22 protein-coding genes are annotated in these 24,221 nt (G+C 62.1%); 6 read left to right on the top strand and 16 right to left on the bottom strand.

Annotated features, from left to right (window positions below):
- Nucleotides 1-21 precede the first annotated feature (21 nt).
- The 13 genes from PRZ03_RS18010 to PRZ03_RS17950 all read right to left on the bottom strand — a co-directional run bounded on the left by PRZ03_RS18010 (nt 22) and on the right by PRZ03_RS17950 (nt 16,362).
- Entirely contained in the window at nt 22-1,218 is a 1,197-nt protein-coding gene (locus PRZ03_RS18010; protein WP_273601635.1) for an NnrS family protein, read from the bottom strand.
- A complete protein-coding gene (gene ccoG, locus PRZ03_RS18005; protein WP_273601634.1) occupies nt 1,218-2,666 on the bottom strand; it encodes a cytochrome c oxidase accessory protein CcoG in 1,449 nt (482 codons plus the stop codon). The genes PRZ03_RS18010 and ccoG overlap by 1 nt, the downstream gene beginning before the upstream one ends.
- Entirely contained in the window at nt 2,653-3,150 is a 498-nt protein-coding gene (locus PRZ03_RS18000; protein ID WP_273601632.1) for an RrF2 family transcriptional regulator, read from the bottom strand. Before PRZ03_RS18000 ends, ccoG begins: the two co-directional genes overlap by 14 nt.
- Nucleotides 3,151-3,191: 41 nt before the next feature.
- Entirely contained in the window at nt 3,192-4,400 is a 1,209-nt protein-coding gene (locus PRZ03_RS17995; RefSeq protein WP_273601630.1) for an NnrS family protein, read from the bottom strand.
- Between the two features lie 25 nt (nt 4,401-4,425).
- Nucleotides 4,426-4,725: a DUF2249 domain-containing protein gene (locus tag PRZ03_RS17990; protein WP_273601628.1), complete on the bottom strand. Its 300-nt coding sequence runs from the start codon at nt 4,723-4,725 to the stop codon at nt 4,426-4,428.
- 170 nt (nt 4,726-4,895) lie between these two features.
- Complete coding sequence (locus PRZ03_RS17985; RefSeq protein ID WP_273601626.1) at nt 4,896-5,609, bottom strand: carbonic anhydrase; 714 nt, start codon at nt 5,607-5,609, stop codon at nt 4,896-4,898.
- Between the two features lie 21 nt (nt 5,610-5,630).
- The gene (locus PRZ03_RS17980; protein ID WP_273601624.1) at nt 5,631-6,479 is read right to left on the bottom strand and encodes a peptidylprolyl isomerase; all 849 of its coding nucleotides are present in this window, start codon (nt 6,477-6,479) and stop codon (nt 5,631-5,633) included.
- Nucleotides 6,480-6,493: 14 nt separating this feature from the next.
- On the bottom strand, nt 6,494-7,216 hold the full coding sequence (gene narI / locus PRZ03_RS17975) for a respiratory nitrate reductase subunit gamma (protein ID WP_273601622.1): 723 nt from the start codon (nt 7,214-7,216) through the stop codon (nt 6,494-6,496).
- On the bottom strand, nt 7,213-7,896 hold the full coding sequence (gene narJ, locus PRZ03_RS17970) for a nitrate reductase molybdenum cofactor assembly chaperone (protein ID WP_273601620.1): 684 nt from the start codon (nt 7,894-7,896) through the stop codon (nt 7,213-7,215). The genes narI and narJ overlap by 4 nt, the downstream gene beginning before the upstream one ends.
- Before the next feature lie 8 nt (nt 7,897-7,904).
- Nucleotides 7,905-9,428, bottom strand: a complete 1,524-nt coding sequence (gene narH, locus PRZ03_RS17965) for a nitrate reductase subunit beta (RefSeq protein WP_273601618.1) — start codon at nt 9,426-9,428, stop codon at nt 7,905-7,907.
- 163 nt (nt 9,429-9,591) lie between these two features.
- Nucleotides 9,592-13,380, bottom strand: coding sequence for a nitrate reductase subunit alpha (locus PRZ03_RS17960; protein ID WP_273601616.1), 3,789 nt, complete (start codon nt 13,378-13,380; stop codon nt 9,592-9,594).
- A 33-nt stretch (nt 13,381-13,413) separates the two neighbouring features.
- On the bottom strand, nt 13,414-15,030 hold the full coding sequence (locus PRZ03_RS17955; protein WP_273601614.1) for an MFS transporter: 1,617 nt from the start codon (nt 15,028-15,030) through the stop codon (nt 13,414-13,416).
- 42 nt (nt 15,031-15,072) lie between these two features.
- A complete protein-coding gene (locus tag PRZ03_RS17950; protein WP_273601612.1) occupies nt 15,073-16,362 on the bottom strand; it encodes an MFS transporter in 1,290 nt (429 codons plus the stop codon).
- A 191-nt stretch (nt 16,363-16,553) separates the two neighbouring features.
- Here PRZ03_RS17950 and PRZ03_RS17945 point away from each other — a divergent pair, with 191 nt between their 5' ends.
- From PRZ03_RS17945 to PRZ03_RS17920, 6 genes are all read left to right on the top strand, one after another.
- Nucleotides 16,554-16,742: a hypothetical protein gene (locus tag PRZ03_RS17945; RefSeq protein ID WP_273601610.1), complete on the top strand. Its 189-nt coding sequence runs from the start codon at nt 16,554-16,556 to the stop codon at nt 16,740-16,742.
- Nucleotides 16,743-16,972: 230 nt separating this feature from the next.
- Nucleotides 16,973-18,193, top strand: a complete 1,221-nt coding sequence (locus PRZ03_RS17940) for a cytochrome-c peroxidase (RefSeq protein ID WP_273601608.1) — start codon at nt 16,973-16,975, stop codon at nt 18,191-18,193.
- Nucleotides 18,194-18,266: 73 nt separating this feature from the next.
- Entirely contained in the window at nt 18,267-19,565 is a 1,299-nt protein-coding gene (locus tag PRZ03_RS17935) for a hypothetical protein (RefSeq protein ID WP_273601606.1), read from the top strand.
- A complete protein-coding gene (locus tag PRZ03_RS17930; protein ID WP_273601604.1) occupies nt 19,565-20,113 on the top strand; it encodes an FMN-binding protein in 549 nt (182 codons plus the stop codon). The genes PRZ03_RS17935 and PRZ03_RS17930 overlap by 1 nt, the downstream gene beginning before the upstream one ends.
- A 13-nt stretch (nt 20,114-20,126) precedes the next feature.
- Complete coding sequence (locus PRZ03_RS17925; RefSeq protein ID WP_273601602.1) at nt 20,127-20,852, top strand: FAD:protein FMN transferase; 726 nt, start codon at nt 20,127-20,129, stop codon at nt 20,850-20,852.
- Nucleotides 20,840-21,307 (top strand): hypothetical protein, encoded by a 468-nt coding sequence (locus tag PRZ03_RS17920; RefSeq protein ID WP_273601600.1) that lies wholly within the window; start codon nt 20,840-20,842, stop codon nt 21,305-21,307. Before PRZ03_RS17925 ends, PRZ03_RS17920 begins: the two co-directional genes overlap by 13 nt.
- Before the next feature lie 465 nt (nt 21,308-21,772).
- On the opposite strand, the gene PRZ03_RS17915 is transcribed toward PRZ03_RS17920, so the two are convergent.
- Genes PRZ03_RS17915 through PRZ03_RS17905 form a run of 3 tightly spaced genes read right to left on the bottom strand, consistent with a single transcriptional unit; the run spans nt 21,773 to nt 24,082 of the window.
- The gene (locus tag PRZ03_RS17915) at nt 21,773-22,102 is read right to left on the bottom strand and encodes a DUF3325 family protein (RefSeq protein WP_273601597.1); all 330 of its coding nucleotides are present in this window, start codon (nt 22,100-22,102) and stop codon (nt 21,773-21,775) included.
- A complete protein-coding gene (locus PRZ03_RS17910; protein ID WP_273601595.1) occupies nt 22,095-23,768 on the bottom strand; it encodes a PepSY-associated TM helix domain-containing protein in 1,674 nt (557 codons plus the stop codon). The genes PRZ03_RS17915 and PRZ03_RS17910 overlap by 8 nt, the downstream gene beginning before the upstream one ends.
- A complete protein-coding gene (locus tag PRZ03_RS17905) occupies nt 23,768-24,082 on the bottom strand; it encodes an iron uptake protein (RefSeq protein WP_273601594.1) in 315 nt (104 codons plus the stop codon). Before PRZ03_RS17905 ends, PRZ03_RS17910 begins: the two co-directional genes overlap by 1 nt.
- Nucleotides 24,083-24,221: the final 139 nt, after the last annotated feature.

The following is a 24,221-nucleotide window of genomic DNA, read 5'->3' as shown; positions in this document are numbered from 1 at the left end:
TCCTTGTTCGCATGATCATCATCAATCAACCGCACGCCCCCGCAACAGCCACGGGCCGTAGCGCAGCGACCAGGCCAGGGCTAGCAGGGCAAAGCCCAACGCCGCGGCCTGCACAAATGGCGCCAAGCCAGCCAGCCCGGCGGAGACAGACAGCGCCGCCGCCAGTCGCCCCAGCACCGCCAACTGCAGCAAGCCTTGCATCAGCCACAGGCCGGTGTCGACCGCCACGCTGCGCCCATGCTGTACGGCGCTGACCCGGCTCACCATGGCCAGCAGCGTCGTGCCCATAAACCCGAGACTCAGCGCATGCAGCGCGGCCATGCCGAGCAGGCCAGGCCGCCCGGCCCAGGCCCCCAACTGCGCCACCGCCTCCAACAGCAAGCTCAGGCCCAGCCAGAGATAGCCCACATAAAGCTGGGCGACCAAAGGCATTCGCCGCGCTGCGGCCAGCTCAGGCCCGTGGGCGTCACGAAAAACCAAAACGGCCAGCAGCGCGAGGACGCCGGCAGACATCAAGCGCATCAACGGCGGCAGCGGCCAGGCCCACAACGCAGCCAGATCAAGGACGCAGCGCAGCACCAAGCTCAGCAGCATGCCGATCAACAAACCGGGCGTCCGGCGACCTTGCTCGTGCAAAAAAGGCGTCAGCCGCTGCAAAGCCAGCATGAAGACGGTGCCAACACCCAGCCACAGACCGAGGCGCTGCGCCAGCTGCACCCCTTGCACCAAGCCCGGCGGGTCGATCTGCAAGGCCAACGCCGCGCTGAGCTGGCATAAGCCCACCCAAGACAGAGCGGCGGCGATGCCCCAGGCATGACCCGAGTAGCGCGCACCGGTCCGGCCACAACGGCGCAGCAAACCCAGGGCCAGGCCCAGCAAAAACAGGCCCGGCAGCGCCGCAGCCAAGCCGGCCAGGTGGCGCCAGCCCTGCGCGTCGGCCAGCAGCAAGCCCAACCAAGCGAACACGGACGCAGCAGCCGGCAGGCACAGAGGCCGGCCATTGATGGGTTGCTGGTCCAACCAGCGCGGCAGGCTGGTGCAAACAAAGCCGGCGATGAACAAGGGCATGAAGCCTAGGCTCATCAGCAAACCGTGCAGGGTCGACGCCGGCAGCAGGCCGGCGGGCGGTGGCATCAGTAGCTGAGCCGACCACCACAGCGCGCTGGCCAGCCAGAGCGCTGCGGCGGCTGCAAACAACGGGCGATGCGGGCTCAGCATCAGCGCGGCAGGTAGAACACCGCTTTGCTGCGGAACACCGAGCCTGGGCGATCCAGATCCTCGGCCAAAAAGTACACGGTGTGCGTTCCCGGCTGCAGGCCACCTTGCAGCTGGGCCTGCGGCGGCAATCGCAGCTGCACTGGAAACGCGCCGATGGCGGCCGGTGCCAGCCGCAGCTCGGTGCCGCCGTTGGCCTGCAGCGCTAAGCCGGGCAAGCCCTCGGCGCTCAGCCGCAGGCGCAGTGGCCCCTCGGTACGGTTGATCAACTGCAGGCGGTAGACGTTCTCGATCATGCCGTCCTCGACCTGTCTGGCCATGGCGCCCCGGTCTTTGACCACGTCAATCAGCAGCTCGCTGCGCTGCTGCAGGCTGAACACAAAGCCGGCGCTCAGCAGCAACATCGCCGCGCCATACAACAGCACACGAGGACGCAGCACCCGGGCCAGCATCTGCGAACGCGTCCAGTGATGGGTGATGCCGTTCTCGGTGGCATAACGGATCAACCCGCGCGGCGCACCGACCTTGTCCATCACCTGATCGCAAACATCGATGCAGGCAGCGCAGCCAATGCACTCGTTTTGCAGACCGTCACGAATGTCGATCCCGGTCGGGCAGACCTGCACGCAAAGCGTGCAGTCCACACAATCAGCGGTCTGGCCAGCCAGCAACTCGGCGCTCTTGCGCGAACGCGCACCGCGCGGCTCGCCACGGGCGGCGTCGTAACTGATGATCAGCGAATCGGCATCGATCAGCGCGCTCTGGAAGCGCGCGTAGGGGCAGATGTACTTGCACATCTGCTCCCGCAGGAAGCCCGCATTGCCATAGGTGGCGCCGCCATAAAACAGCACCCAGAAGCTGGGCCACGCAGCCAATTGAAGATCAATCAACTGCTGGCTCAACTCGCGTATCGGCATGAAATAGCCGACAAAGCTGAATCCGGTCAGCAAAGACAGAGCCAGCCAGCCCGCATGCTTGGCCGACTTGCGCGCCAGCTTTGGCCAAGCCCAAGGCGCGCGGTCAAGGCTGATGCGGGCCTGGCGGTCGCCCTCGGTATGGCGCTCGATCCAGAGAAACATCTCGGTGTAGACGGTTTGCGGGCAGCTGTAGCCGCACCACAGGCGCCCGGCCACAGCGGTGAAAAAGAACAGGGCCAGGGCGCTGAGCACCAACAGCGCGGCCAAATAGATGAAGTCCTGCGGGTAAAGCAGCAAGCCCAGCACATAAAAGCGCCCTGCCTCAAGATCGAACAGCAGCGCTTGGTGGCCGTTCCACTGCAGCCAGGGCATGCCGTAGAAGAACAGCTGTGTCAGCGCCACCAGCAACCAGCGCCAATTGGCGAAACGCCCGCTGACCGAGCGCGGATAGACCTTGGCCTCGGCAACATAAAGCGGAATCACCCGGCGCGGCGTGCTGTCGCCGGGCGCCGCATTCAGTTCAGGCGGGTTCATGAGGCTTGCGGGTGCGCCGAACGGCAGCAGTGGCTTGCGGCAGGCCGAGCACGACTGCGATCGTCGCGTCACCAGCGTCCGCTTTTGGGGCGCTGAGGAGATCGGCCAGGTTGTAGCGATCCAACTGCGCCAAAAAAGCCGCCAGAGCGTCGTTGAAGATGCCGGTGAGGCGACAACGCCCGGTCAGCCCGCAGGCATTTCCATTGCCCAAGCACTCCACCAAATAGAAATCGGGCTCGATCGCACGCACCAGCTCGCCCAGCATGATCTGCGCCGGCGCCAAGGCCAGCCGCATGCCGCCGCCCTTGCCGCGCACCGTGGTGATCCAGCCGCCCAGACCGAGCTGGTGGGTGATCTTGGTCAGATGAGCTTCAGAAATGGCATAAGCCTGAGCGATTTCGGCCGTGGTGCAGAGTCGCTCGGGGTGCTGGCCGAGATAAATCAGCATGCGCAACGCATAGTCGGTCATGGTGGTCAAGCGCATCGTGCCTCCTTCATCTGTATAAAAAAGGCTTGGATAAGTCCTTAACCCGGCAGGCCGTCGACCCGTGGGCGCAGCAATATCGGCACATAACGCCACAAATACAGGGCAAAGGCAAAGACCCAAAGTGCGGCCGACAGCCAGACCGCTTGCAGCAAAGCAGCCGGTATCAGCAAGGGCAGAACCACGCGCAGCAGCGCCGCGCCCAGCATTGCCAGATAGGCCAGCGTCTCGATCGGCCCCGCCTTCAAAGGGCGCCCGGTGTGGCCCAGGGCGGTGCGCGTGATCATGCCCAGCGTCATCAAGCCGATCAGGCCTACCGTGAGTGCATGTGTGGCCGCACTGACGTGCAGCCAGTCCAGCGCAGCAGCCGCCCGCAAAGCCAGATGCAGCAGCAACCAGGCATAAGCCGCATGCAAGACCCACACCAAGGGATTGCCCAATGTCTTCCAGGGCTGCCACAGCGCAAACCGCCAACTGTGCGCCAGCAGTGCGGGCAGCAAGGCCAGTAGCAGCAGCGGGCCGCTCAGGCCTGCCATATCAAACGCCATCAGCAACAACACGTTGCCCAGCGCCGCTCGCTCCACGCGGGGGTCACGGCGAGCGTTCATGCCGGGCACGCCGTTGTTGGAGAACATCGGCAGCACCCGCCCAGCCATCACGGCGATCATGAACAGCAGCACGTCAAGCCCAAGATTCAAGCCAAAGCCCTGAGCCAGCGAAGCCGGTAAATCCAGCCACCCCAGTTGCGTCAGGTGCAAGGTGGCCGAGGCCACCCCCATGGCCAGCAGTAGCGCGACAAAGAAGTAGTTGCGCCGGTTATCACCGGCGGCCAAAGCCCGCCACAAGCCCCACGCCGCAGCCCAAGGCACAGCTATGTTGACCAAGAGCGAGGCCTCAAGCCACGGCGTCAACACCAGCACCCGAGCGAGCACCCAGAGCGCCGCCAAAGCCATCAGCGGCCGACCCGTGGGCGTCGGCTGGCCCGACCAATTGCGTCCGGCCGTGAACAAAAAACCGATCACGATGGCCAGCGCGTAGCCGAATACCATCTCATGGGCATGCCAGGCGGCGCCGCGCAGGCCACCCTTGCTCAGCAAACCGTTGAACTGCAGGGCCCACAAGGGTATCGACAACAGCGCTAAGCTGGCGGCCAGCAGATAAAAGGGCCGAAAACCCAAATCCCAAAGCGCCCAGCCTTCACCGGGCCGCCGCCGCAGCGGCTCTTGCAGTTGCACAAAAGCTTTGCCCATCGCAATCTCCAGCCTTGACGCTTGATCAGTTCGCGCCGCTGCAGCAACCACAGCAGCTCTTGGCGGCCGGGCGACGGGCGATGCGCAGACGCCACTGCTGTGGGCCGGCTTCCAGTGTCTCCCAATCGAACTGGCCCGGCCACTGAGCCTGAAACTGTTGCTTCAAGGGCTGCGGTTCATGATCACTGTGCAGTTCGATCCAGGCACCCACAGCCAGACTTTCGAATTCTTTAAAGATCAAACCATGGCGTTGTGACGGGGGAATCAGGCGAACATCAATGACGGCGCTAGCTGCGCTCGAAGCGCTTTTGGTCACGGTGTTCATACGGGCACTCCTTTAAGTTGCATGTAACATGCACCTTATTATGAAGTCACGAAGACTTAAAAGCAATATTTTGAATACATATTTAATTTGGATTTGGCCGCCCGAAAAACAGGGTGTCTCACAAAGCCCGATGTCGGCCGCTGAGAGCCTCTCGGCTTTGGATCACAGACTCAGCTCGACCCTAAACCCTTTGGTGCCCAGGCGTCATCAATCTCGTTGAACAAGACGCCGGTTTCTTCGGCATGCGCCCGGTAGGGCCCGGTGCCGCTGTGCTCGGCGCTGGAGGCAGGCACAAAACGGCCGAAGTTGACATCAAACACATTGACCTCGCCGTACTCGATCACGCAATGCCAGCCATGCAGGCTGATCCGCCCGGCCTCGACACGTGAGCGCACCATCGGGTAGTTCATCAGCCTCTCCAACTGCAAGACGACCGAACGCTCCTCGGTGCGGCGCAGGGCCTCATCGCTGACTTGCACCGGCAAGGCGGCCTCGCGGCCCAGCTCCAACCATGACTTCAGATTGGTGGCCTCGTCCGGCACCTCGCCATAGAGTGCGCGGATGCCGCCGCAATGGCTGTGGCCGCAGACGATGATGTGCTGGACCTTGAGCGCCAGCACCGCATACTCGATCGCGGCGGCGGTTCCATGGAGTCCGCTGGAGCCGTCATAGGGAGGCACAAAAGCGCCGACGTTGCGGACCATGAACAACTCACCCGGCCCGGCGCCGGTCAGCATATAGGGCACCAAGCGCGAGTCGGAGCAGCCGATGAACAACGTGGTCGGGTGCTGGCCCTGATCGACCAGGTCCTTGAACTGCGCCTGATACTGCGGGAAGTAGTCGGTATTGAATCGACGCAAACGCGTCAGCAGTTCATCGGGCATGGCGTCGTTGACCCTGAAAAATCACTGCAGCAGCGGTGATTCGGCCATGTCAAGATCCAGGCCGTACAACTCGGCCTCACCCGCCAGCAAGCTCAGATACTGGCGTAGCGCCGTCATATAGGCCTGCTGACGCAGCACTTGGGCAATTGAGCCCTTGACCGATTCGAAGGGCTGGAGCGAGCCAGCTTCGCGGGCTAGCACCTGCACGATATGAAAGCCGAAGCGGGTGCTGATCAAACGCGGCAACACACCGATATGGGCGTTAGCCTCGTCCTGGGCAAACAAGGCCGAGCTGAACTCGGGCGCACAGTCTTCGCGCCCCAGCCATCCCAGCTCGCCGCCTTCGGCCCCGCTCGGGCAATTGGAATTCTCGGCGGCGGCCTTGGCAAAAGCGGGGCTGTCCAGCGCTTCGCAGCGCAGGGTAACCAGTAGGGATTCGGCCCGCCCACGCAAGGCCGACACGTCGACACCCGGCGTTACGGCAAACAGAATATGTTTGGCCTGCACCTTCTCGCCGACATGGTAGCGAGCCGGATGGGCGTCAAAATAGCGTTTACAGCTGGCCTCGTCGGGCTCGGGCAATTGCAACTCGCGCTCCAGCAAGGTCAAGGTGGCGTCGGACGCCGCCTCGCTCAGCACACCGTCCAGCGAAGGCACATCACCGACCGCCAGCAGTCCCCTGCGCTGCGCGGCCTGGCGCAGCAACTCGCTGTAGGCGCGCTGGCGCAGGGCCTCGGGGTCGGGTGATTCACCCTCGCCGTGCAGTGGCACGCCGTTGACGGTGGCTACCGCGACCTTGATGTCTTCAATCATTGGCGCCGCGCTGGCGCAGCCGCAGCTCCCGCCGCCACATCCTTGTTGCTGGCTCATGCTGAACTTTCCTATCAATGTTGTTGCGGTTGATTGTGGCCAGGTGGCAGCGACAAGCGCCGACTGCGCACCATCTGGTAGGGCCTGAACAAATAGGCCACCGTGCCAAAGCCGCTCCACACATGGACCAGACGCGTGAAGGGGAAGACCAGGAACACCGTCATACCCAAGAACATATGCAGCTTGAAAATCCAGGACGCTTCGGCCAGCAACTCGACCGCACCAGGCTGGAAGGTGACGATGCGCTGGGCCCAGCCGGCCAGATTCATCATCATGCCGCCGTCCAGATGCTGCGCCGACAACGGGATGGTCGCCAAGCCCAGCGCCAACTGAACCCACAGCAAGACCAGCAGCATGATGTCGCTGGTCTTGGAGTTGATGCGGATACGCTCATCACTCAGGCGCCGATGCAAGAGGATGGAAACACCGGCGAAGCCCAAGACACCGGCAATACCGCCGCTGATCATCGCCATAAGCTGCTTGTTGCCTGCGCTGATGAAATGCTCATACATGAAGTGCGGCGTCAACATACCGAAGGTGTGACCAAAGAACAAGAACAGCACGCCGACGTGAAACAGATTGCTGCCCCAGCGCAGGCTGCCGGCGCGCAGCAGTTGCGAGGAATCGCTCTTCCAGCTGTACTGGTCGCGATCGAACCGAATCAGGCTGCCGAGCAAAAATACGGCCAGGCAGATATAGGGGTAGATGCCGAAGAGGGCAAAGTCGAGCGAGTTCATGGCCGCACTCCTTCTTGAGGGTTGGTCTTTCTGACGATATGGATGGGCTGAAGCGCACCGGGCTTGCTTTGGCCTTTGCTGGAGCAGCCATCGAAAGCTGCTGGCTCTTGCCAAGCTTCATCGAGCGGCTCGTCGACGGTGATCTGCACCGACTGTGGTTTTTCACCGGCCAACTCCAGCACCGCGCCGATGGCGGCGGCATAGGGGTTGTCTCGTTTGATCAAGCCGCTATGGATCGCGTTCAAGATATGGGCCATCTCGGCCAGGAAGGCCTTGGCCGTCTCGGCCGGCTGAGTCGAGGCAAATTCCAGCACCACCGGCAAGTAATCGGGCAACTCCGTGGCCTCAAAGAACATGCCGCCGGCCTGGTAGGTCTGCTGCAGATCGACCAAAGCCGGGCCACGGTCGCGCGAGTCGCCATGCACATGCTCGAACATATGCAGGCTGGTCGCGCGGCCCCGATCAAAACTCTCGACATAGCGGGCCTCAACGTCGTAGGCGTCGCCCTGTTGCAGCGTTGCCATCAAGGCCTTCAGCTCGGCCATACGGGCGGGACTCAAGGCGCCCTCCTCCGTCAGCACAGCAAACAGCTCGGGCAAGGCCGCACGCATCTCGGCGCTCGGATAGTCGAGCAGGCGAGCCAGCACGCGGCAGGATTTGGAAAAAACAGTTGTCTTCATGGCTGCCCTCAGACTGTCGCTTTGATAGGAATGGTCCGCTTCTTGGCCCCGCCGAACAGGCTGGTTTCGGTCTGCCCGTCGGAGCAGCCATTGCCGAAGCTGAAGCCGCAACCGCCGCGAATATCAAAAGTGTTCTCGGCGTATTCGCGGTGCGTGGTCGGAATCACAAAGCGATCTTCGTAGTTGGCAATCGCCATGGTCTGGTACATGTCCTCGACCTCGTGTTTGAGCAGGCCGACCTGATCCAGCACCGCCTTGTTCTCGAACCCGTCCACATGCTTGCTGCGCTGATAGGCGCGCATCGCCAGCATCCGCTCCAAGGCCCGCTCGACCGGCGGCACATCGCCGGCGGTGAGCAAGTTGGCCAGGTACTGGACCGGGATGCGCAGCTGCTTGACGTCGGGGATCTGGCCATTCAAGCCCAAAGCCCCGGAGTTGGCGGCCGCGCTGATCGGAGACAGCGGTGGCACATACCAGACCATAGGCAGCGTGCGGTACTCGGGGTGCAGGGGGAGTGCCACCTTCCACTCAACCGCCATCTTGTAGACGGGGCTCTTGCGGGCGGACGCCATCCAGGCGTCGGGGATGCCGTCCTTGCGAGCCTGCTCGATCACCTTGGGATCGTTCGGGTCGAGGAAGATATCCAGCTGCGCTTGGTACAGATCCTTGTCGTTGACGACGCTGGCGGCCTCTTGAATGCGGTCCGCGTCATAGAGCAGCACGCCGAGGTAACGGATTCGTCCGACGCAGGTTTCCGAGCAAACGGTCGGCTGACCGGCTTCGATGCGCGGATAGCAGAAGATGCACTTCTCGGCCTTGCCCGACTGCCAGTTGTAATAGATCTTCTTGTAAGGGCAGCCCGACACGCACATGCGCCAGCCGCGGCACTTGTCCTGGTCGATCAAGACGATGCCGTCTTCCTCGCGCTTGTAGATCGAGCCTGACGGGCAAGACGCCACGCAGGCCGGATTCAGGCAATGCTCGCACAGGCGCGGCAAGTACATCATGAAGGTGTTCTCGAACTGACCGTACATCTCTTTTTGTACGTTTTCGAAGTTGACATCCTTGCTGCGCTTGGCGAACTCGCCACCGAGAATTTCTTCCCAGTTCGGGCCCCATTCGATCTTCTCCATCCGTTTGCCGGTGATCAGGCTGCGCGGGCGGGCCGTCGGCGCGGCCTTGGACTTCGGCGCCGACTGCAGATGGTCGTAATCGAAGGTGAAGGGCTCGTAGTAATCGTCGATCTCGGGCAGATTGGGGTTCGAGAAGATGCGCATCAGCAACTTCCACTTGCCGCCCTGGCGCGGCTCGATCTGACCATTGGCCTTGCGATGCCAGCCGCCGTTCCAGCGGTCCTGGTTCTCCCATTCCTTGGGGTAGCCGATGCCGGGCTTGGTCTCAACATTGTTGAACCAGGCATATTCGACGCCGGGGCGATTGGTCCAGACGTTCTTGCAGGTGACCGAACAAGTGTGGCAACCAATGCACTTGTCCAGGTTCAGCACCATGCCGATTTGAGCGCGCACTTTCATCGCGTGACTCCTTGAATGAATAACTTGCTAGCTAATGGGATTTGATAAACCGGATTCGAAAGCCACGGGGTGAGAACTGTGTCTAATAGAAGTAAGGAGCTGGCTATCAGTCCGCACCGCCGGGCCGTCGAAACTGGTCTGGTCAACATATTTGAGTCACGCTTCAGGCGTGCGCTGCGGCGGCGCTGTTGGTCGGCTCATCGTCCAACCAATCCACCTTGGACATCTTGCGCACCAGCACAAACTCATCGCGGTTGGTACCTATCGTGCCGTAGTAGTTAAAGCCATAGCTCAGCTGCGCATAACCGCCAATCATGTGGGTCGGTTTGGTGACGATGCGGGTGACCGAGTTGTGGATGCCGCCGCGCGTGCCGGTGATCTCCGAGCCCGGGGTGTTGATGATCTTCTCTTGCGAGTGATACATCATCACCATGCCGTTCTTGACCCGCTGGCTGACCACGGCGCGGGCCGCAATCGCGCCGTTCGAGTTGAACAACTCGACCCAGTCGTTGTCGACGATGCCGGCCTTTGTCGCGTCGTCCTCGCTGATCCAGATCACCGAGCCGCCCCGGTTCAGCGTCAGCATCATGATGTTGTCGCTATAGGTCGAGTGAATGCCCCATTTCTGGTGCGGCGTGATGAAGTTGAGCGCTATTTCTTGATTGCCATTGGGTTTGAGCCCCTGCACCTCCACCAGCGTCTTCAAATCAACCGGCGGCCGATAGCTGCAGAAGCCCTCGCCGAAGGCCTGCATCCAGGCGTGGTCCTGGTAGAACTGCTGACGGCCGGTCAGCGTGCGCCATGGGATCAGTTCATGCACATTGGTGTAGCCGGCGTTGTAGCTGACTTTTTCGCTTTCAAGCCCCGACCAGGTCGGGCTGGAGATGATTTTGCGCGGCTGGGCCTGAATGTCGCGGAAGCGGATCTTCTCGTCCTCGCGGTGCAGGGCCAGGTGGGTGTGATCCAGGCCAGTCTGCTTGCCCAGCGCCTCCCAGGCCTTGACCGCCACATGGCCGTTGGTCTCGGGGGCCAGTTGCAGCACCACCTCTGCCGCATCGATATCGGTCTCGATCTTGGGCATGCCCTTGGTCACACCCTCGTCGCGCACCAGGCCGTTGAGCTCGCCGAGCTGCTCGACCTCAACGTCGGTGTTCCAGTTGATGCCCTTTCCGCCATTGCCGGCCTTGTTCATCAAGGGCCCTAAGGCCGTGAAGCGTTTGTACAAATTCGGGTAGTCACGCTCGACCACGGCGATCTGCGGCGCGGTCTTGCCGGGGATCAGGTCGATCTCGCCCTTCTTCCACTCCTGCACGTCAAAAGCCTGAGCCAACTCGGCCGGCGTGTCATGCATCAGCGGGGTAAGCACCAATTCCTTCTCGACGCCCAGATGGCCGACGCAAAGCTCGCTGAAGGACTTGGCAAAACCCTTGTAAATCTCCCAGTCGCTGCGCGCCTGCCAGCCCGGGTCCACGGCAGTAGACAACGGGTGGATGAAGGGATGCATGTCCGAAGTATTGAGGTCGTTCTTCTCATACCAGGTCGCGGTGGGCAAGACGATGTCCGAGTAAAGACAAGTCGTGCTCATGCGGAAGTCCAGCGTCACCAGCAAGTCCAACTTGCCTTCTGGCGCCTTGGCGTGCCATTCGACTTCCTCGGGCTTGACATCATCCTTGCCCAGATCCTTGCCCTGCACACCGTGGGTGGTGCCCAAGAGATGCTTCAGAAAGTACTCATGGCCCTTGCCCGATGAGCCCAGGATGTTGGAGCGCCAGACGAACATATTGCGCGGCCAGTTCGACGGGTGATCCGGGTCCTCGCAGCTCATGCGCAGCGAGCCGTCCTTCAGGCTCTTGACGGCATAGTCCTTGGCGTCCATGCCGGCAGCGGCCGCGTCCTTGACCACCTGCATCGGGTTGGTCTGCAGCTGCGGGGCGGAGGGCAACCAGCCCATGCGCTCGGCGCGCACGTTGTAGTCGATCAGGCTGCCGCCGTACTTGGCCTTGTCGGCCAGCGGCGACAGGATCTCGGACACATCCAGCTTCTCGTAGCGCCACTGGTCGGTGTGGGCGTAGAAAAAGCTGGTCGAATTCATCTGCCGCGGTGGGCGGATCCAATCCAGCGCAAAGGCCAAGGCCGTCCAGCCGGTCTGCGGACGCAGCTTCTCCTGGCCGACGTAATGGGCCCAGCCGCCGCCGCTTTGCCCGATACAGCCGCACATCATCAGCATATTGATGATGCCGCGGTAGTTCATATCGCAGTGGTACCAGTGGTTCATCGCCGCGCCGATGATGACCATCGATTTGCCTCGGGTCTTGTCGGCGTTGTCGCCGAACTCACGGCCTACGGTGATGATCTGCTCACGCTTCACACCGGTGATGGACTCCGCCCAGGCTGGCGTGTAGGGCAGGTTGTCGTCATAGCTGGTCGGGCAGTCATCGCCCAGGCCACGGTTGATGCCGTACTGCGCGACTTGCAGGTCAAACACGGTCGCGACCAAGCATTCGCCCGCGTCCTCGTGCTTGCCCAGCTTCATGCGCACCACCGGCACGGCGCGACTCAGCACGTCTTGCTGCTTGTTGGACTTGAAGTTCGGTGTGTCAATGCCGCCAAAGTAAGGGAAGCCGACGGTGGCGATCTCATGCGCCTGCTCGCCGTCCTCCAGCACCGACAGCTTCAGCTTGACGTCGCTGTCATGTACCGCCTCTTTGGATTCGAGGTTCCATTTGCCCAGATCCGGACGGTCGCCGGCGCCCCAGCGGAAACCGATCGAGCCGTTTGGCAACACCACTTTGCCGGCGGTGTCAAAGGCCAGCGTTTTCCAGTCCGGGTTGTTGTCCTGGCCGAGCTTGCCGCCGAAGTCGCTGGCGCGCAGATAGCGATCGGGAACGAGCAGCTCACGACCATCGGCCGTGGTGTGCTTCTTCATCTTCACCAACAGCGGCAGGTCGGTGTAGCGGCGAGCGTAATCGTCAAAATACGCGGAGCGCTTGTCAAAGTAGAACTCTTTGAGAATCACATGGCCCATCGCCATTGCAATCGCGGCGTCGGTGCCCTGCTTCGGGTGCATCCAGATGTCGGCCAACTTGGCGACCTCGGAATAGTCGGGCGTCACCGCCACCGTCTTGGCGCCCTTGTAACGCACCTCGGTGAAGAAGTGGGCGTCCGGCGTGCGCGTCTGCGGCACGTTGGAGCCCCAGGCGATGATGTAGTTGGAGTTGTACCAGTCGGCGCTCTCGGGCACATCGGTCTGCTCGCCCCAGACCTGCGGGCTGGCCGGAGGCAGGTCGCAGTACCAATCGTAAAAGCTCATGCAGACGCCGCCCATCAGGCTCAAATAACGACTGCCGGCGGCATAACTGATCATCGACATGGCAGGAATCGGCGAGAAGCCGATCACGCGGTCGGCGCCATGCTTTTTGACCGTGTAAATATTGGCCGAGGCGATGATCTCGTTGACCTCATCCCAGGTCGAGCGCACAAAGCCGCCCAGGCCGCGATCTTTTTGCCATTCGGTGCGCTGTTCCTGGTTTTCGACCAGGTTCTTCCAGGCGTCGACCGGCGTCTTGGCCACGCCGCGTGCGGCGCGCCAGTGCTTGAGCAAGGAGCCGCGCACCATCGGATACTTGACCCGATTGGCGCTGTACAGATACCAGGAGTAACTCGCACCCCGAGCGCAACCGCGTGGCTCGTGGTTGGGCAGATCGGGCCGCGTGCGCGGGTAGTCGGTCTGCTGGGTTTCCCAAGTGACGATGCCGCCCTTGACGTAAATTTTCCAGGAGCAAGAGCCGGTGCAATTGGTGCCGTGGGTGGAGCGCACGATCTTGTCATGCGCCCAGCGGCTGCGGTAGGCCTCTTCCCAGGTGCGGTCTTCGGCGGTGGTGACGCCGTGTTCGTTCGAGAACGTTTCTTTGGGCTGAGCAAAATAGCTCAGGCGGTCGAGAAAATGGCTCATGGTGTGTTCCTTAGTTTGATGGTTAAGGATGGGTCAAGGGTTCTTCACATACGCGTTGGCGCGCAGATAGAACCACCAATTCAGAATCAGGCAGACGGCGTAGAAAGCCGCAAAACCGTAGAACGCGTACTGCGGCGTCCCCGACTTGATCTGCTGGCCGATCAGCACCGGTGCGATGAAGGCGCCGTAGGCCGCCACGGCCGAGGTCCAACCCAGCACGGGGCCGGCTTGGGTCTTGTCGAAGATGAAGCCGACGCTGCGGAAGGTCGAGCCGTTGCCGACGCCGCTGGCCGCGAACAGCAAGATGAACAAGCCCATGAAGAGCCCGAAATACTGCTCCGGCGTGCTGGAGTGGTAGGCCTGCATCATCACGTAGCCGACCGCGGCCGAAGCGAACACCATGATGGCCGAGATCACCTGCGTGACGATGGAGCCACCGACCTTGTCCGCGATCCAACCGCCGATGGGCCGCACCGCAGCGCCGACGAAGGGGCCGATCCAAGCATAGGTCAGCGCGGAAGGTGCGTTAGGATTCTTCAGCGCATGCTGCATCACCCCGGCCGCGTCTGGCGCATGGATGAAGCCGAAGATCACCGTGATGGCCAAGGGCAGCGCCATCGAGAAGCCGATGAAGCTGCCGAAGGTGACCACGTAGAGCGCCGTCATCGCCCAGGTGTGCTTGTTCTTGAAGATCGCAAACTGCTTGGTGACGCCCTCTTTCATCGTGCCGAAAGCGGCCACCTTCATCACCAGCAGCGCGGCGATGATGTCGAGCGGAATCGCCACCCACATATTCAGCAGGCCCAGGCCCGTGGGCGCTGGCAGGTAGAGGTAAAGCATCGCGATCGAGGGCACGAAAGCGAGCGAGTACAGATAGATGATCTTGCCGAAAGCGACCAGCGGCGAGCCGGTGTCTGGCGACACCGTCTTCAGATTGCTCATGCCGAACCAGCACAGAATCGACAGGGGCACCAGCGACAGCACCCAGGCGAAGCCGGCGTTCTGAATCCAGGTCGGCGTGCCGGCCACGATCTTGCCCAGAATCCAGCCGCTGTCCTTGATCAGCGGCCGTGACTCACCGCCGAAGGCACCGAATAAACCCACCGTCATCACCAATGGGATCACGATCTGCATGGTCGTGACGCCGAAGTTACCCAGACCGGCGTTCAGGCCCAGCGCCGTGCCCTGCAGGCGCTTGGGGAAGAAAGGGCTGATGTTCGACATCGACGAGGCGAAGTTGCCGCCGCCGACGCCCGACCACAGCGCCATCAGCTGGAACACCCACAGCGGCCACTCGGGATGCTGCAGCGCCACGCCGGTGCCGATGGCCGGGGCCAAGAGCATCGCGGTGGTCAAGAAGATGGTGTTGCGCCCACCCGCCATGCGGATCAGAAAGGACGCCGGGATGCGCATCGTGGCGCCCGAGATGCCGGCAATCGCCGTCAGCGTGAACAACTCGTCCTTGCTGAAGGGGAAACCCAGATTCAGCATCTGCACCGTGATGATGCCCCACATGCCCCAGACCGCGAAGCCGCACAGCAGCGCAGGGATCGAGATCCAGAGGTTGCGGTAGGCGATTTTTTTGCCGCTGGATTCCCAGAATTTTTCGTCCTCAGGGCGCCAGTCGGCGATGTCATTGGATTGACTCATTGTCTTTGTCTTTCGTTGCTAACGCTTAACTTGGCGGGGATACTAGATCGGTGACGGCGGGGCATTGCTGCCCATCATTTCGGTCTTGCGCACTTCGGTCCAATACATCCAGATGAGAGACACCCAGACCACGCCGTACATCAGCATGAAGGCGCTGGAGCGGATGCCGGTCAGGTCCATCAGCGCACCGAACATGATGGGCAACACGAAGCCGCCGAGGCCGCCGGCCAGACCGACGATGCCGGAGATGGTGCCGATATTGGCGCCGTAGTCATCGCTGATGTACTTGAAGACACTGGCCTTGCCGAAGGCCATCGCGATGCCCAACGTGAACATCAGGGCGGTGAACATATAGACATTCAGGCCGATATGAAAGGTCTTGGGGCCGTTGACGGTGAGCACGGTGAAGTCAGTCTGCGGGTAGGACAGCAGAAACAGGCAGATCCAGCTGACCCACAAGACCCACCAGGTGACGTTGTGTGCGCCATGTTTGTCCGACATCCAGCCGCCCACCGCGCGCAGCACACCGCCGGGCAAGGAGAAGCAAGCGGCCAGCAAGGCGGCGACGCGGATGTCCAGGCCGTACTCTCCGACGTAGTACTGCACCATCCACAAGCTCAAAGCCACATAACCGCCGAACACGATAGAGTAGTACTGGCAGTACTTCAAAACTTTCGGGTCCCTCAGCGCCTTCAACTGCGACACAAAGCTGGCATTGCTGGCGACCAAATGCTTGTCGTCCGAGTAGCTGAAGAACCAGAAAAGGATGGCCGTGCCCAATAGCACAGCGGCGTAGACATGCGGCACCATGGTCCAGCCAAACGCGACCACTAGGCCGGGCGCGACGAACTTGTTGACCGCCGCGCCGGAGTTGCCGGCGCCGAACACGCCCATCGCAAAACCCTGGCGGTTCTTCGGGAACCAGCGCGCCACATAGGGAGTGCCGACGGAGAAGGAGCCGCCGGCCAGGCCGACAAACAGGCCGATCACCAGAAAGTGCCAGTAGGCGGTTGCATAACTCATCAACCAGATGGGTAGCACGCAGGCCATCATCAGGCAGAAGAAGACGATGCGGCCGCCGAACTTGTCGGTCCAGATGCCCAGCGGCACGCGGATCAGCGAGCCGCTCAAGACCGGCATGGCGGTCAGCAGGCCGAACTCGGTCGAGTTCAGGTTCAGCGCCTTCTTGATCGGGATGCCGATCACGCCGAACATCATCCAGACCATGAAGCAAACGGTGAAAGCCAGCGTGCTGACGATCAGCACGCTGAGCGCCTTGCGGCCATTGCTGGCTGATTTGGCGCTAGACGGACTTGAGGAATTCACAGACATGTAGATTCGCCTCTTTTGTATGTCTATGATTTTCGGTAACTTGACACCTACGAACATCCTCCCACTAGCTGGAATTTTCATTTCGAAAGAACTATGGTCCCACAGTACCGATAGTTCTTTTGAACTACCCGACCCCGTTAAGCTGAATCGTTTGCGCTAAATCAAATTCAAATATCGACAAGTTGGATGCGATGCTGACGGCACCTATTGTTGATTACGACAGCCTGGCTCGGTGTCTGCTGCGCGAGTACCTCAAGCCGCACACCGACATCAAGGTGATGGGCGAATGCGGCAACGGCTTCGCGGCCGTACAGGCGCTGACGGACCCCGACACGGCTCGGCGGCCGAACCTACTGTTCCTGGAGATTCAGATGCCGTAACTGCGCGGCCTGGAGATGCTGGCCTTGAGCGGCCGCGAGCATGGCGTGATCTTCATCACCGCCTTTGAGCAATATGCGCTAGAGGCCTGTGGCCTACATGCGGTCGCCTAACCGCAAGGTGTAAAACCTTGTGAGCCTGTATTTGCTTTGTTTGGCCTGTGTCATTTGATATCAATTGCAATTGCTGTTGCGAATCGTTATCATTGGCATATCCATCATTCACGATCGCCATGCATTTTTCCTTCAAATCCTCGCACGCGGTCCTCCCTCGATTGCTGGTGCTGGCCGTAGCGGCGATGCTGCAGGCCTGCGGTGGCGGCAGTGGCGGGGAGGCCCTGCCTAGTGTCGGCTCGGCATCTACCGGTGGCGCCTCTGCACAAGCCAGCTTGGGCGCCAAGATCTTCAATGACATGTCCTTGTCCGCATCTGGCAGGCAGTCTTGCGCCAGCTGCCATGCGGCTGAGACCGGCCACGCAGGCGCAAACAGCCTGGCAGCACAAATGGGCGGTGCAATGCTGGACCTGCAGGGCGGGCGCAGTTCTCCCAGCATGCGCTATCTGAGCAGCAACAAGCCCTTCCAGATCGCAGCCGACGGCACACCCAGCGGCGGCTTCTTCTGGGATGGCCGCGCCAACAGCTTGCAAGACCAGGCCGCCAAGCCCTTTCTGAATCCACGCGAGATGGCCAATCTCGACGCTGCCGATCTGGCCCGACGGCTCGCCAAAGCGTCCTATGCCGATGAGCTGCGCCGCATGTTCGGTGAGGACATCTTCAGCCGACCCGACGAAGCGCTGGCCCGCGTCGCGCTGCTGTTGCAAACCTTCCAGATGGAGTCGGCCGAGTTCCGCCCTTTCAGCAGCAAGTTTGATCAGGTTTTGCGCGGCCAAGCCACGCTGAACGAGCAGGAACTGCGCGGCCTGGCGCTTTTCAACGCCAAGGACAAGGGCAACTGCGCCGCCTGCCACCCCTCGGCCAAGGGCAGGGACGGCGCCTTTCCAATGTTTACCGATTTCACTTATGACAACCTGGGCGTGCCACGCAACTCCGCCTTGAGTCAGAACAATGATCCGACCTTCTATGACCTCGGCCTGTGCGCCCGCGATGGAGGCGACCTGACGGCAAAGCCCGAACTCTGCGGCAAGTTCAAAGTGCCCTCGCTGCGCAATGTGGCGCTACGCAAGGTTTTCTTCCATAACGGCGGTTTCACATCGCTGAAAGAAGTGCTGAACTTCTACGTCACACGCGACACCAACCCCGAGCGCTGGTACTCGCGCGGCGCCGACGGCACGCTCAACAAGTTCGACGACCTGCCCGCAGCCTACAAGGCCAACGTCAACATCAGCGAAGGCCCTTACAACCGCAAGCCTGGCGAGCAACCAGCGCTCAGTGACGCCGAAATCGACGATGTGCTGGCCTTCCTGGGCACGCTCAGCGACGGCTACAAAAAATAGCTGCCGACCCCTTTGCTTCCGCAACCGACTCGGTTGCTTATGCGCAGCCTTACCCTTTTTTCTCCAAACCTCCATGCAGCCCCAATTCAAGCTCTCTCATCTCGCTCTGGCCCTGACGCTGAGCCTCGGCGCCATCCCGACTGCGCAAGCTCAAAGCGCCACCGAAACCGAGCTGATGCGCCGACTCGACCAGCTCGCTGCCGAGTTGAACAAGGTGCGCAACGAGTTGACGCAATTGCAACAGCAACAACAGCTAGCGCAGCGGCCAGCGGAAGCCGCAAAGCCGGCGGCAGTCGCCACTTTCATCGAAGCCGAACCCAGCCAAGAACCCAAGACCGTCGTCGGTGGCTATGCCGAGCTGAACTACAACCGTCCCCGCCATCACAGCCAGGACACGCAGGCCGATCTGCGCCGCCTGGTCCTGTCGGTCCAGCATCGTTTTGATGAACGCACCAAGATCGTCACCGAGCTGGAGCTGGAGCATGGCGTCAGCAGCGCCGGTGACCCGGGCGAGGTTGCGGTCGAGCAGGCTTACGTCGAACATCAGCTGACGCCTAGCTGGGCGGTGCGCGGCGGCCTGTTCCTGATGCCGCTGGGCCTGTTGAATGAGAACCATGAGCCGCCGGCCTTCTTCGGCGTTGAGCGCAATTTCGTCGAAACCGCGATCATCCCGACAACCTGGCGCGAGGGCGGCTTTCAGTTGGTCGGCAATCTCGACCACGGCATGACCGTTCAAGGAGGTATCTCGACCAGCTTTGATATCAACAAATGGGACGCCAACGCCAGCGAAGGCCGCGAGTCGCCGCTTGGTTCTATCCACCAGGAAATGGCGCAGGCCAAAGCGCATGATCTGGCGCTGTTTGGCGCCGTCAATTGGCGCGGCATTCCTGGCCTGCAAGTTGGCGCCGGGTTCTTTAGCGGTCAGGCTAGTCACAAGCAAGCCGCCGCCGACTCCCGCGTCACGCTCTGGGATCTGCACACTCGCTGGACACCTGGTCGCTGGGATCTCAGCGCGCTCTACGCCCGCGGCAGTATTTCCAACACCGCGCTCTTGAACCAGCCCCTGGTCGGCCAGCCTACGCTGATCCCGAAGAGCTTCGAGGGCTGGTACGCGCAAGCCGGCTACAAGCTCTGGGAGCAGGCCAGCTACGCGCTCTTGCCCTTTGTGCGCTGGGAACAGTTCAACACTGCCAGCGGTTTCGCTGACCTGGGGCAAGGTCTGACGCCGAGTGCCCAGCCCAATGAGCGCGTCATCACGGTGGGCGCCAACTTCAGGATTGCGCAGGGTGTGGTCTTGAAGGCTGATATGCAACGCTTTGGTGAGAACAAAGACGGCGACCGCTTCAACCTGGGCCTAGGCTGGAGCTTCTGATGCGGCTGAGCTTGGCCGCCATCGCCTGCGTATCGGCCGCTAGCGCGCCGACGGCGGCGTTCGCGGTGGACTACCTGAGTGCCGAACAGGCCGCCCAAGCTTTGTTTGCCGAGGCCGACCGCTTCGAGCAGCGCGAACTGAGCCTCGATGCGGAGCAGCTGCAACAACTTCGCCAGGCCGGCATCAAGCCGCGCAGTGCGCGCTGGAGCTTGCGCTTGGCTTGGCGAGGCAAAGAGCTACTGGGCGTGGTGGTGGCCGATGCAGTCTGGGGCAAGTACGAGATGATCAGTTACGCGGTCGGCGTCGGCCAAGACGGCCGCTTGCGCGGCATCGAGATCCTGTCCTACCGCGAAAGCCATGGCCACGAAATCCGTTTGCCCGCTTGGCGCAAGCAATTCGTCGGCAAGACGGCCGCCGCGCCGCTGCAGGTCGGCGAAGACATCGCCAATATCTCCGGTGCGACGCTCAGCTGCAGCCATGTCACCGACGGCGTCAAGCGCATCGTCAGCGTGCTCGATCTGGCCCGCCGCCAGGGCCTGCTGAGCTAGTGCGTCAATCGCCGTGCAAACCTTGGCCCTGCGCCGCGCCCGCCCCATGCTCGGCACCTTAGTGGAAATCAATCTGCCGGCCGGCAGCGAGCAAGCCTGCTTCGCGCTGGGCTTTGCGGCGATTGCGGAGGTGCAAGCATGCTTGTCTCGCTTTGATCCGGGCAGTGACGTGGCGCACTTCAACGCGGCGGCCGCTGGCACGCACCTAAGGCTGCGCGCCCACAGCCTGCGGGTGCTGCGCGCGGCGCTGGCGTTGCAGAACGCCAGCCTGGGCCTGTTTGACATTAGCCAAGGCAGCGGCCCGCTGGGCTGGCGAGTGGAGCAAGACCGGCTCCTCAAGCTGGAGCATGCCGTGACACTTAATCTCGGCGGCATCGCCAAGGGCTTTGCGGTTGACCAAGGCGTTAAAGCGCTGCGCCAGGCTGGCCTGGCCTGGGCGAGCGTCAACGCCGGCGGTGATCTGCGCGTGTTCGGCCCGCAGACCGTGGCCTTGAAGCTGAGGCAAGAACAAGGCGGCGGCGTTTGCGACTTCGGCCAGTTGGCCGACGGCGCCTTCGCCACCAGCCACTTCAGTGACAGCAGTCGCAGCCGCTTGAGTGGCGGTGGTGTAACTCGACATGTCAGCGTGGCCGCGCCGCGCTGTATTTGGGCCGATGCACTGACCAAGATCGTTGCCGCCAGCGGCGATACTGCCCATCCGCTGCTGGCGCGCTTGGGCGCCTCGGCTTGGCTGCATTGAAAATCGGCGCCGTGACCCATCATCATTCACTTTTGAAACTGCCGCGCTGGCAAAAACGCTGGCTCTATGCGAGCTTTGCGCTGCTGTTGTTCACTGGTCTTGCTTGGTTGTTCTTGCACTATGGCCAGGCCGAAGATGCAATGCCCTCGCCCGCCGAGCCTTGGTTGATACGCTTGCACGGCTTTGCCGGCTTCGGTGCTCTGATGGGCCTGGGTGCGATAGGTGGCAGCCACATCCCCGCCGGCTGGCGGCTGACGCGACGACACCGCCGTCCGATGCAGCGCAATAGCGGTTTGCTACTATCCGCATTGCTGGGTCTGGTGTTGCTAAGCACCTACGCGCTGTATTACTTCGCGCCAGACGGCGTGCGCGGCCCGCTCGGCTGGGCGCACAGCCTCTTGGCCGGCAGCGCGATAGCGATGTTGTGGCTTCATAGACGCCGTAGACACACCTAAGCTGCGGCTTTAGAGCAGGATAAATGGGATCACGTCAGTTCATTGCACCGAAGATCGGATGCATACCCAAGGCGCTACTGGACTGGGTCCAGCATCAAGAATTTGAGCCGACACTCAGCGGTTGAATAGTTGCCAGCCTAGGTCAGGTTTAGGGCGCAACTTCGAACTCATACGGCTGGCAAAGTTCCTGTCATTGGAGCGCGCAGGCTGGGCGGCAACAGGGTGACCTGACTTGCCAGGCAGTCAGCACCCTTGAAATGCCCTCGCACACGTCAGGCCGACATGTCGAGCAAGCCCCGCATAGCTGACTTTCGGTTCCTCGAGCGTTTGGGGCAACTTCGGCTTAGTGGCGATGATGCAGCCGCACGCTCGCGTGCGCGGAGCGGTCACACGTACAGCTTGGCATGATGGTGGGCTGGTGCTTTTGTGACTACAGTATTAGGCCGGCAAATGAATCGATGAGCTTCACACGGAAAACGGAAATAGCGGCCATAGAAGCCGAAGCCAATGCGGACGCCAGGCCAACACGAGGGCGATCAGTGCGGCAGCGCCGGCCAGCAGCATGGCCCAGACCAACACCGCCATCGAGGCATGATCGGCCTGCAGACACAGCAGCAGCGAGGCCGCCAGCAGCAAGCTGCCCAACACCCGCAGCAGCCTACGGCAGAGCGTGGACGTAGCGGCTTGGCCATGCACCTGCTGCCAATGCGTGTCCATCGCCAGGGCCAGCCAGGCAAAGCCCAAGACAGACGCCAAGGCCGCGCCGGCCAACACCCATGAGGCCGACTCAACCATGGCTGACCTCCATCGCCGCCGTGGCGCGGCGCGCCGGCGCCGTGCGGCGGGCCAGTTTATTGCCCGCCCAGGCCGCCACCGCAGCAGCCGCCAGCAGACTCATATCCATGCCGGCCACAGGCCAGTAGCCCGTCGACAGGGTCTTGAGCAGATGGTCACCGGTGCTGATCCAGTTCGCGAGCACGGCCCCGACCGCCAGCGCGGCAAAGCCCCAGCATTGCTCCTGCCACGCCGGGTTGATCAGGCCCCCCGCCACCGGCGCGCTGCGCCAGAGCGCGTGTGCCAGGGCCAGCAGCCATGCGCCGCAGAAGGCGATCTGCTCCCAGTCGCCCTTGGCGCTTAGGTGGGCCGGCACCAGACGGTTGGCCAGAAGCATGGCGGCAGTTGCGACCAGCATGCCGGTGACCGTGGTGACCGCCAGCGAATCGACCACGCGGCTGCCTTGGCTGCCGGCCTTGGCGTGTTGCTGCTTGCGCTTTTCGACGAAGAAGATGAAGCCGGCAGCGATGCAAACGGCACCGAGCAGGCCGCCCAGCACGTAGAGCCAGCGCAGCAGCCAGTGGCGGAAATGCTGCAGATGCAGGCCGGTCAGGAACTCTGTGACGCTGTCGACGGCCGTGCGCGGCGGGTCCTCTCGCAGTAGCTCGCCACTGTCGGCCTTGAAGTGGATGCCGTCGCCGACGAGTGCCACTCGGTCGGTGCCGGCACGGTAAACGCTGACATAGGCATTGGCATCGCCGACATGCTGGACGCTCAGGAAGCCGACTTCGCCGGCCATGCCCTTGGCAGCCCAGCGGGCCTGTGCTTGCGCCACCATCGCGTCCACCGATGCCATAGCCGCCACTGGCGCGGCGATGCCGGCGCGCTCATGCGGCAGGCCGGTGGCGCGCGCCTCGATGCGCTCGCTCAGCTCGTGCAGATTATGCAGCTGTGTGTGGGCGACCGGGAAGTAGATGCCGGCAAAGATGATCAGGCCTGTGAAGGCGAAGAAGAAGTGGAAAGGCAGGGCCACCACTCCGGTCAGGTTGTGCAGATCGAGCGCGCTGCGCTGGCTGCTCTTGCGGGGGCGGAAGGTGAAGAACTCGCGGAAGATCTTGCGGTGCATCACCACGCCGCTGACGAGCGCCACCAGCATCATCAGCGCGGAGAAACCGACGATCCAGGTGCCGAGGTTCTTCCATTGCAGATGCAGGCTGTAATGCAGCGGGTAAAAGAACTGGCTGCCGATGTGTAGATGGCCTTCCGGTATCAGGGCGCCGCTGCGCGGGTCCATGGTGTGGATGGCGAAAACGGTCTCGTCCGGATCCTTGGCCTGGGGCACTGCAAAGCCGGCGAAGACCTGCAGCACCGGGTCGCGATGCGTCGTGTAGGCACTCCAGCTATTGGCGGTGTCGAAGCGCTCTGGCAATGGGCCATTCACGCGGCCTTCCAACTGGGCGATGCTGGTCGCGCTCGGCTGCATCCCCTCGAAGGCGGGACGCAACAGCTTGTCAAAGGAGGGCATGGGCTGGGGCGCAAAGCGCGAGGCGGGCAGCGCCCAGCGGTCGATTTCACGGTCAAACACCGACAGCGCGCCGAAGAAGAACACGACCATCAGCACGAAGCCGAACACCAGGCCGAACCAGGTGTGCAGCCAGGCCATCGTCAGGCGAAAGTTTTGCAACATCAGAGGCCTCCTGCCGCCGCGACCAGCGAGCGCTGCACCAGCGCCGCGCCGCCGCTCATCAAAACGCCGCCGCCGGCCAGGATCACCCAGACCTGTTCCAAGCTGCGCGCCGCGAAGGCCCAGCAGAACACCCCCAAAAAAAGCAGCAGGCCGAGCATGCTTGCGATGTGCTCAGCATCGTGGAAGCCTAGGCCGGCGCCATACAGAAGCGCTAGGCCCAGGGCGATGAAGCCCCAGCAAAAGGCATAGCCGCCAAGTGCGGCAGCGGCTATTCGGCCGAACAGATGCGTGCGGGAGAGGGGCGTTGTGCGCATGGGAACTGGTTAGCTAGGTGAGGTGGCGCAAGCGCCGTGGGAGGGCAATAAAAGGCCGCATGTTCAAAGCAGAACGGTGGGTGGTCTTGTTGCTCTTGTGGGACTGAAACCGTGCTTGTACTTCGCCTCATATCTTAAT

The sequence above is a fragment of the Roseateles albus genome, assembly GCF_028595345.1.
GTDB classification, from domain to species: Bacteria; Pseudomonadota; Gammaproteobacteria; order Burkholderiales; family Burkholderiaceae_C; genus Paucibacter_A; species Paucibacter_A albus.
This window is presented reverse-complemented; position numbering and strand designations above follow the sequence as displayed.

Bases quoted from the DNA above. Each gene is read 5' to 3' on its own strand.
- narI (WP_273601622.1), bottom strand. From the start codon at position 7,216: ATGAACTCGCTCGACTTTGCCCTCTTCGGCATCTACCCCTATATCTGC.
- PRZ03_RS17995 (WP_273601630.1), bottom strand. From the start codon at position 4,400: ATGGGCAAAGCTTTTGTGCAACTGCAAGAGCCGCTGCGGCGGCGGCCC.
- PRZ03_RS17990 (WP_273601628.1), bottom strand. From the start codon at position 4,725: ATGAACACCGTGACCAAAAGCGCTTCGAGCGCAGCTAGCGCCGTCATT.
- PRZ03_RS17905 (WP_273601594.1), bottom strand. From the start codon at position 24,082: ATGCGCACAACGCCCCTCTCCCGCACGCATCTGTTCGGCCGAATAGCC.
- PRZ03_RS17960 (WP_273601616.1), bottom strand. From the start codon at position 13,380: ATGAGCCATTTTCTCGACCGCCTGAGCTATTTTGCTCAGCCCAAAGAA.
- PRZ03_RS17945 (WP_273601610.1), top strand. From the start codon at position 16,554: ATGCTGACGGCACCTATTGTTGATTACGACAGCCTGGCTCGGTGTCTG.
- ccoG (WP_273601634.1), bottom strand. From the start codon at position 2,666: ATGAACCCGCCTGAACTGAATGCGGCGCCCGGCGACAGCACGCCGCGC.
- PRZ03_RS18010 (WP_273601635.1), bottom strand. From the start codon at position 1,218: ATGCTGAGCCCGCATCGCCCGTTGTTTGCAGCCGCCGCAGCGCTCTGG.
- PRZ03_RS17980 (WP_273601624.1), bottom strand. From the start codon at position 6,479: ATGAGCCAGCAACAAGGATGTGGCGGCGGGAGCTGCGGCTGCGCCAGC.
- PRZ03_RS17935 (WP_273601606.1), top strand. From the start codon at position 18,267: ATGCAGCCCCAATTCAAGCTCTCTCATCTCGCTCTGGCCCTGACGCTG.
- PRZ03_RS17930 (WP_273601604.1), top strand. From the start codon at position 19,565: ATGCGGCTGAGCTTGGCCGCCATCGCCTGCGTATCGGCCGCTAGCGCG.
- PRZ03_RS17955 (WP_273601614.1), bottom strand. From the start codon at position 15,030: ATGAGTCAATCCAATGACATCGCCGACTGGCGCCCTGAGGACGAAAAA.
- narH (WP_273601618.1), bottom strand. From the start codon at position 9,428: ATGAAAGTGCGCGCTCAAATCGGCATGGTGCTGAACCTGGACAAGTGC.
- PRZ03_RS17915 (WP_273601597.1), bottom strand. From the start codon at position 22,102: ATGGTTGAGTCGGCCTCATGGGTGTTGGCCGGCGCGGCCTTGGCGTCT.
- narJ (WP_273601620.1), bottom strand. From the start codon at position 7,896: ATGAAGACAACTGTTTTTTCCAAATCCTGCCGCGTGCTGGCTCGCCTG.
- PRZ03_RS17950 (WP_273601612.1), bottom strand. From the start codon at position 16,362: ATGTCTGTGAATTCCTCAAGTCCGTCTAGCGCCAAATCAGCCAGCAAT.
- PRZ03_RS18000 (WP_273601632.1), bottom strand. From the start codon at position 3,150: ATGCGCTTGACCACCATGACCGACTATGCGTTGCGCATGCTGATTTAT.
- PRZ03_RS17985 (WP_273601626.1), bottom strand. From the start codon at position 5,609: ATGCCCGATGAACTGCTGACGCGTTTGCGTCGATTCAATACCGACTAC.
- PRZ03_RS17910 (WP_273601595.1), bottom strand. From the start codon at position 23,768: ATGTTGCAAAACTTTCGCCTGACGATGGCCTGGCTGCACACCTGGTTC.
- PRZ03_RS17940 (WP_273601608.1), top strand. From the start codon at position 16,973: ATGCATTTTTCCTTCAAATCCTCGCACGCGGTCCTCCCTCGATTGCTG.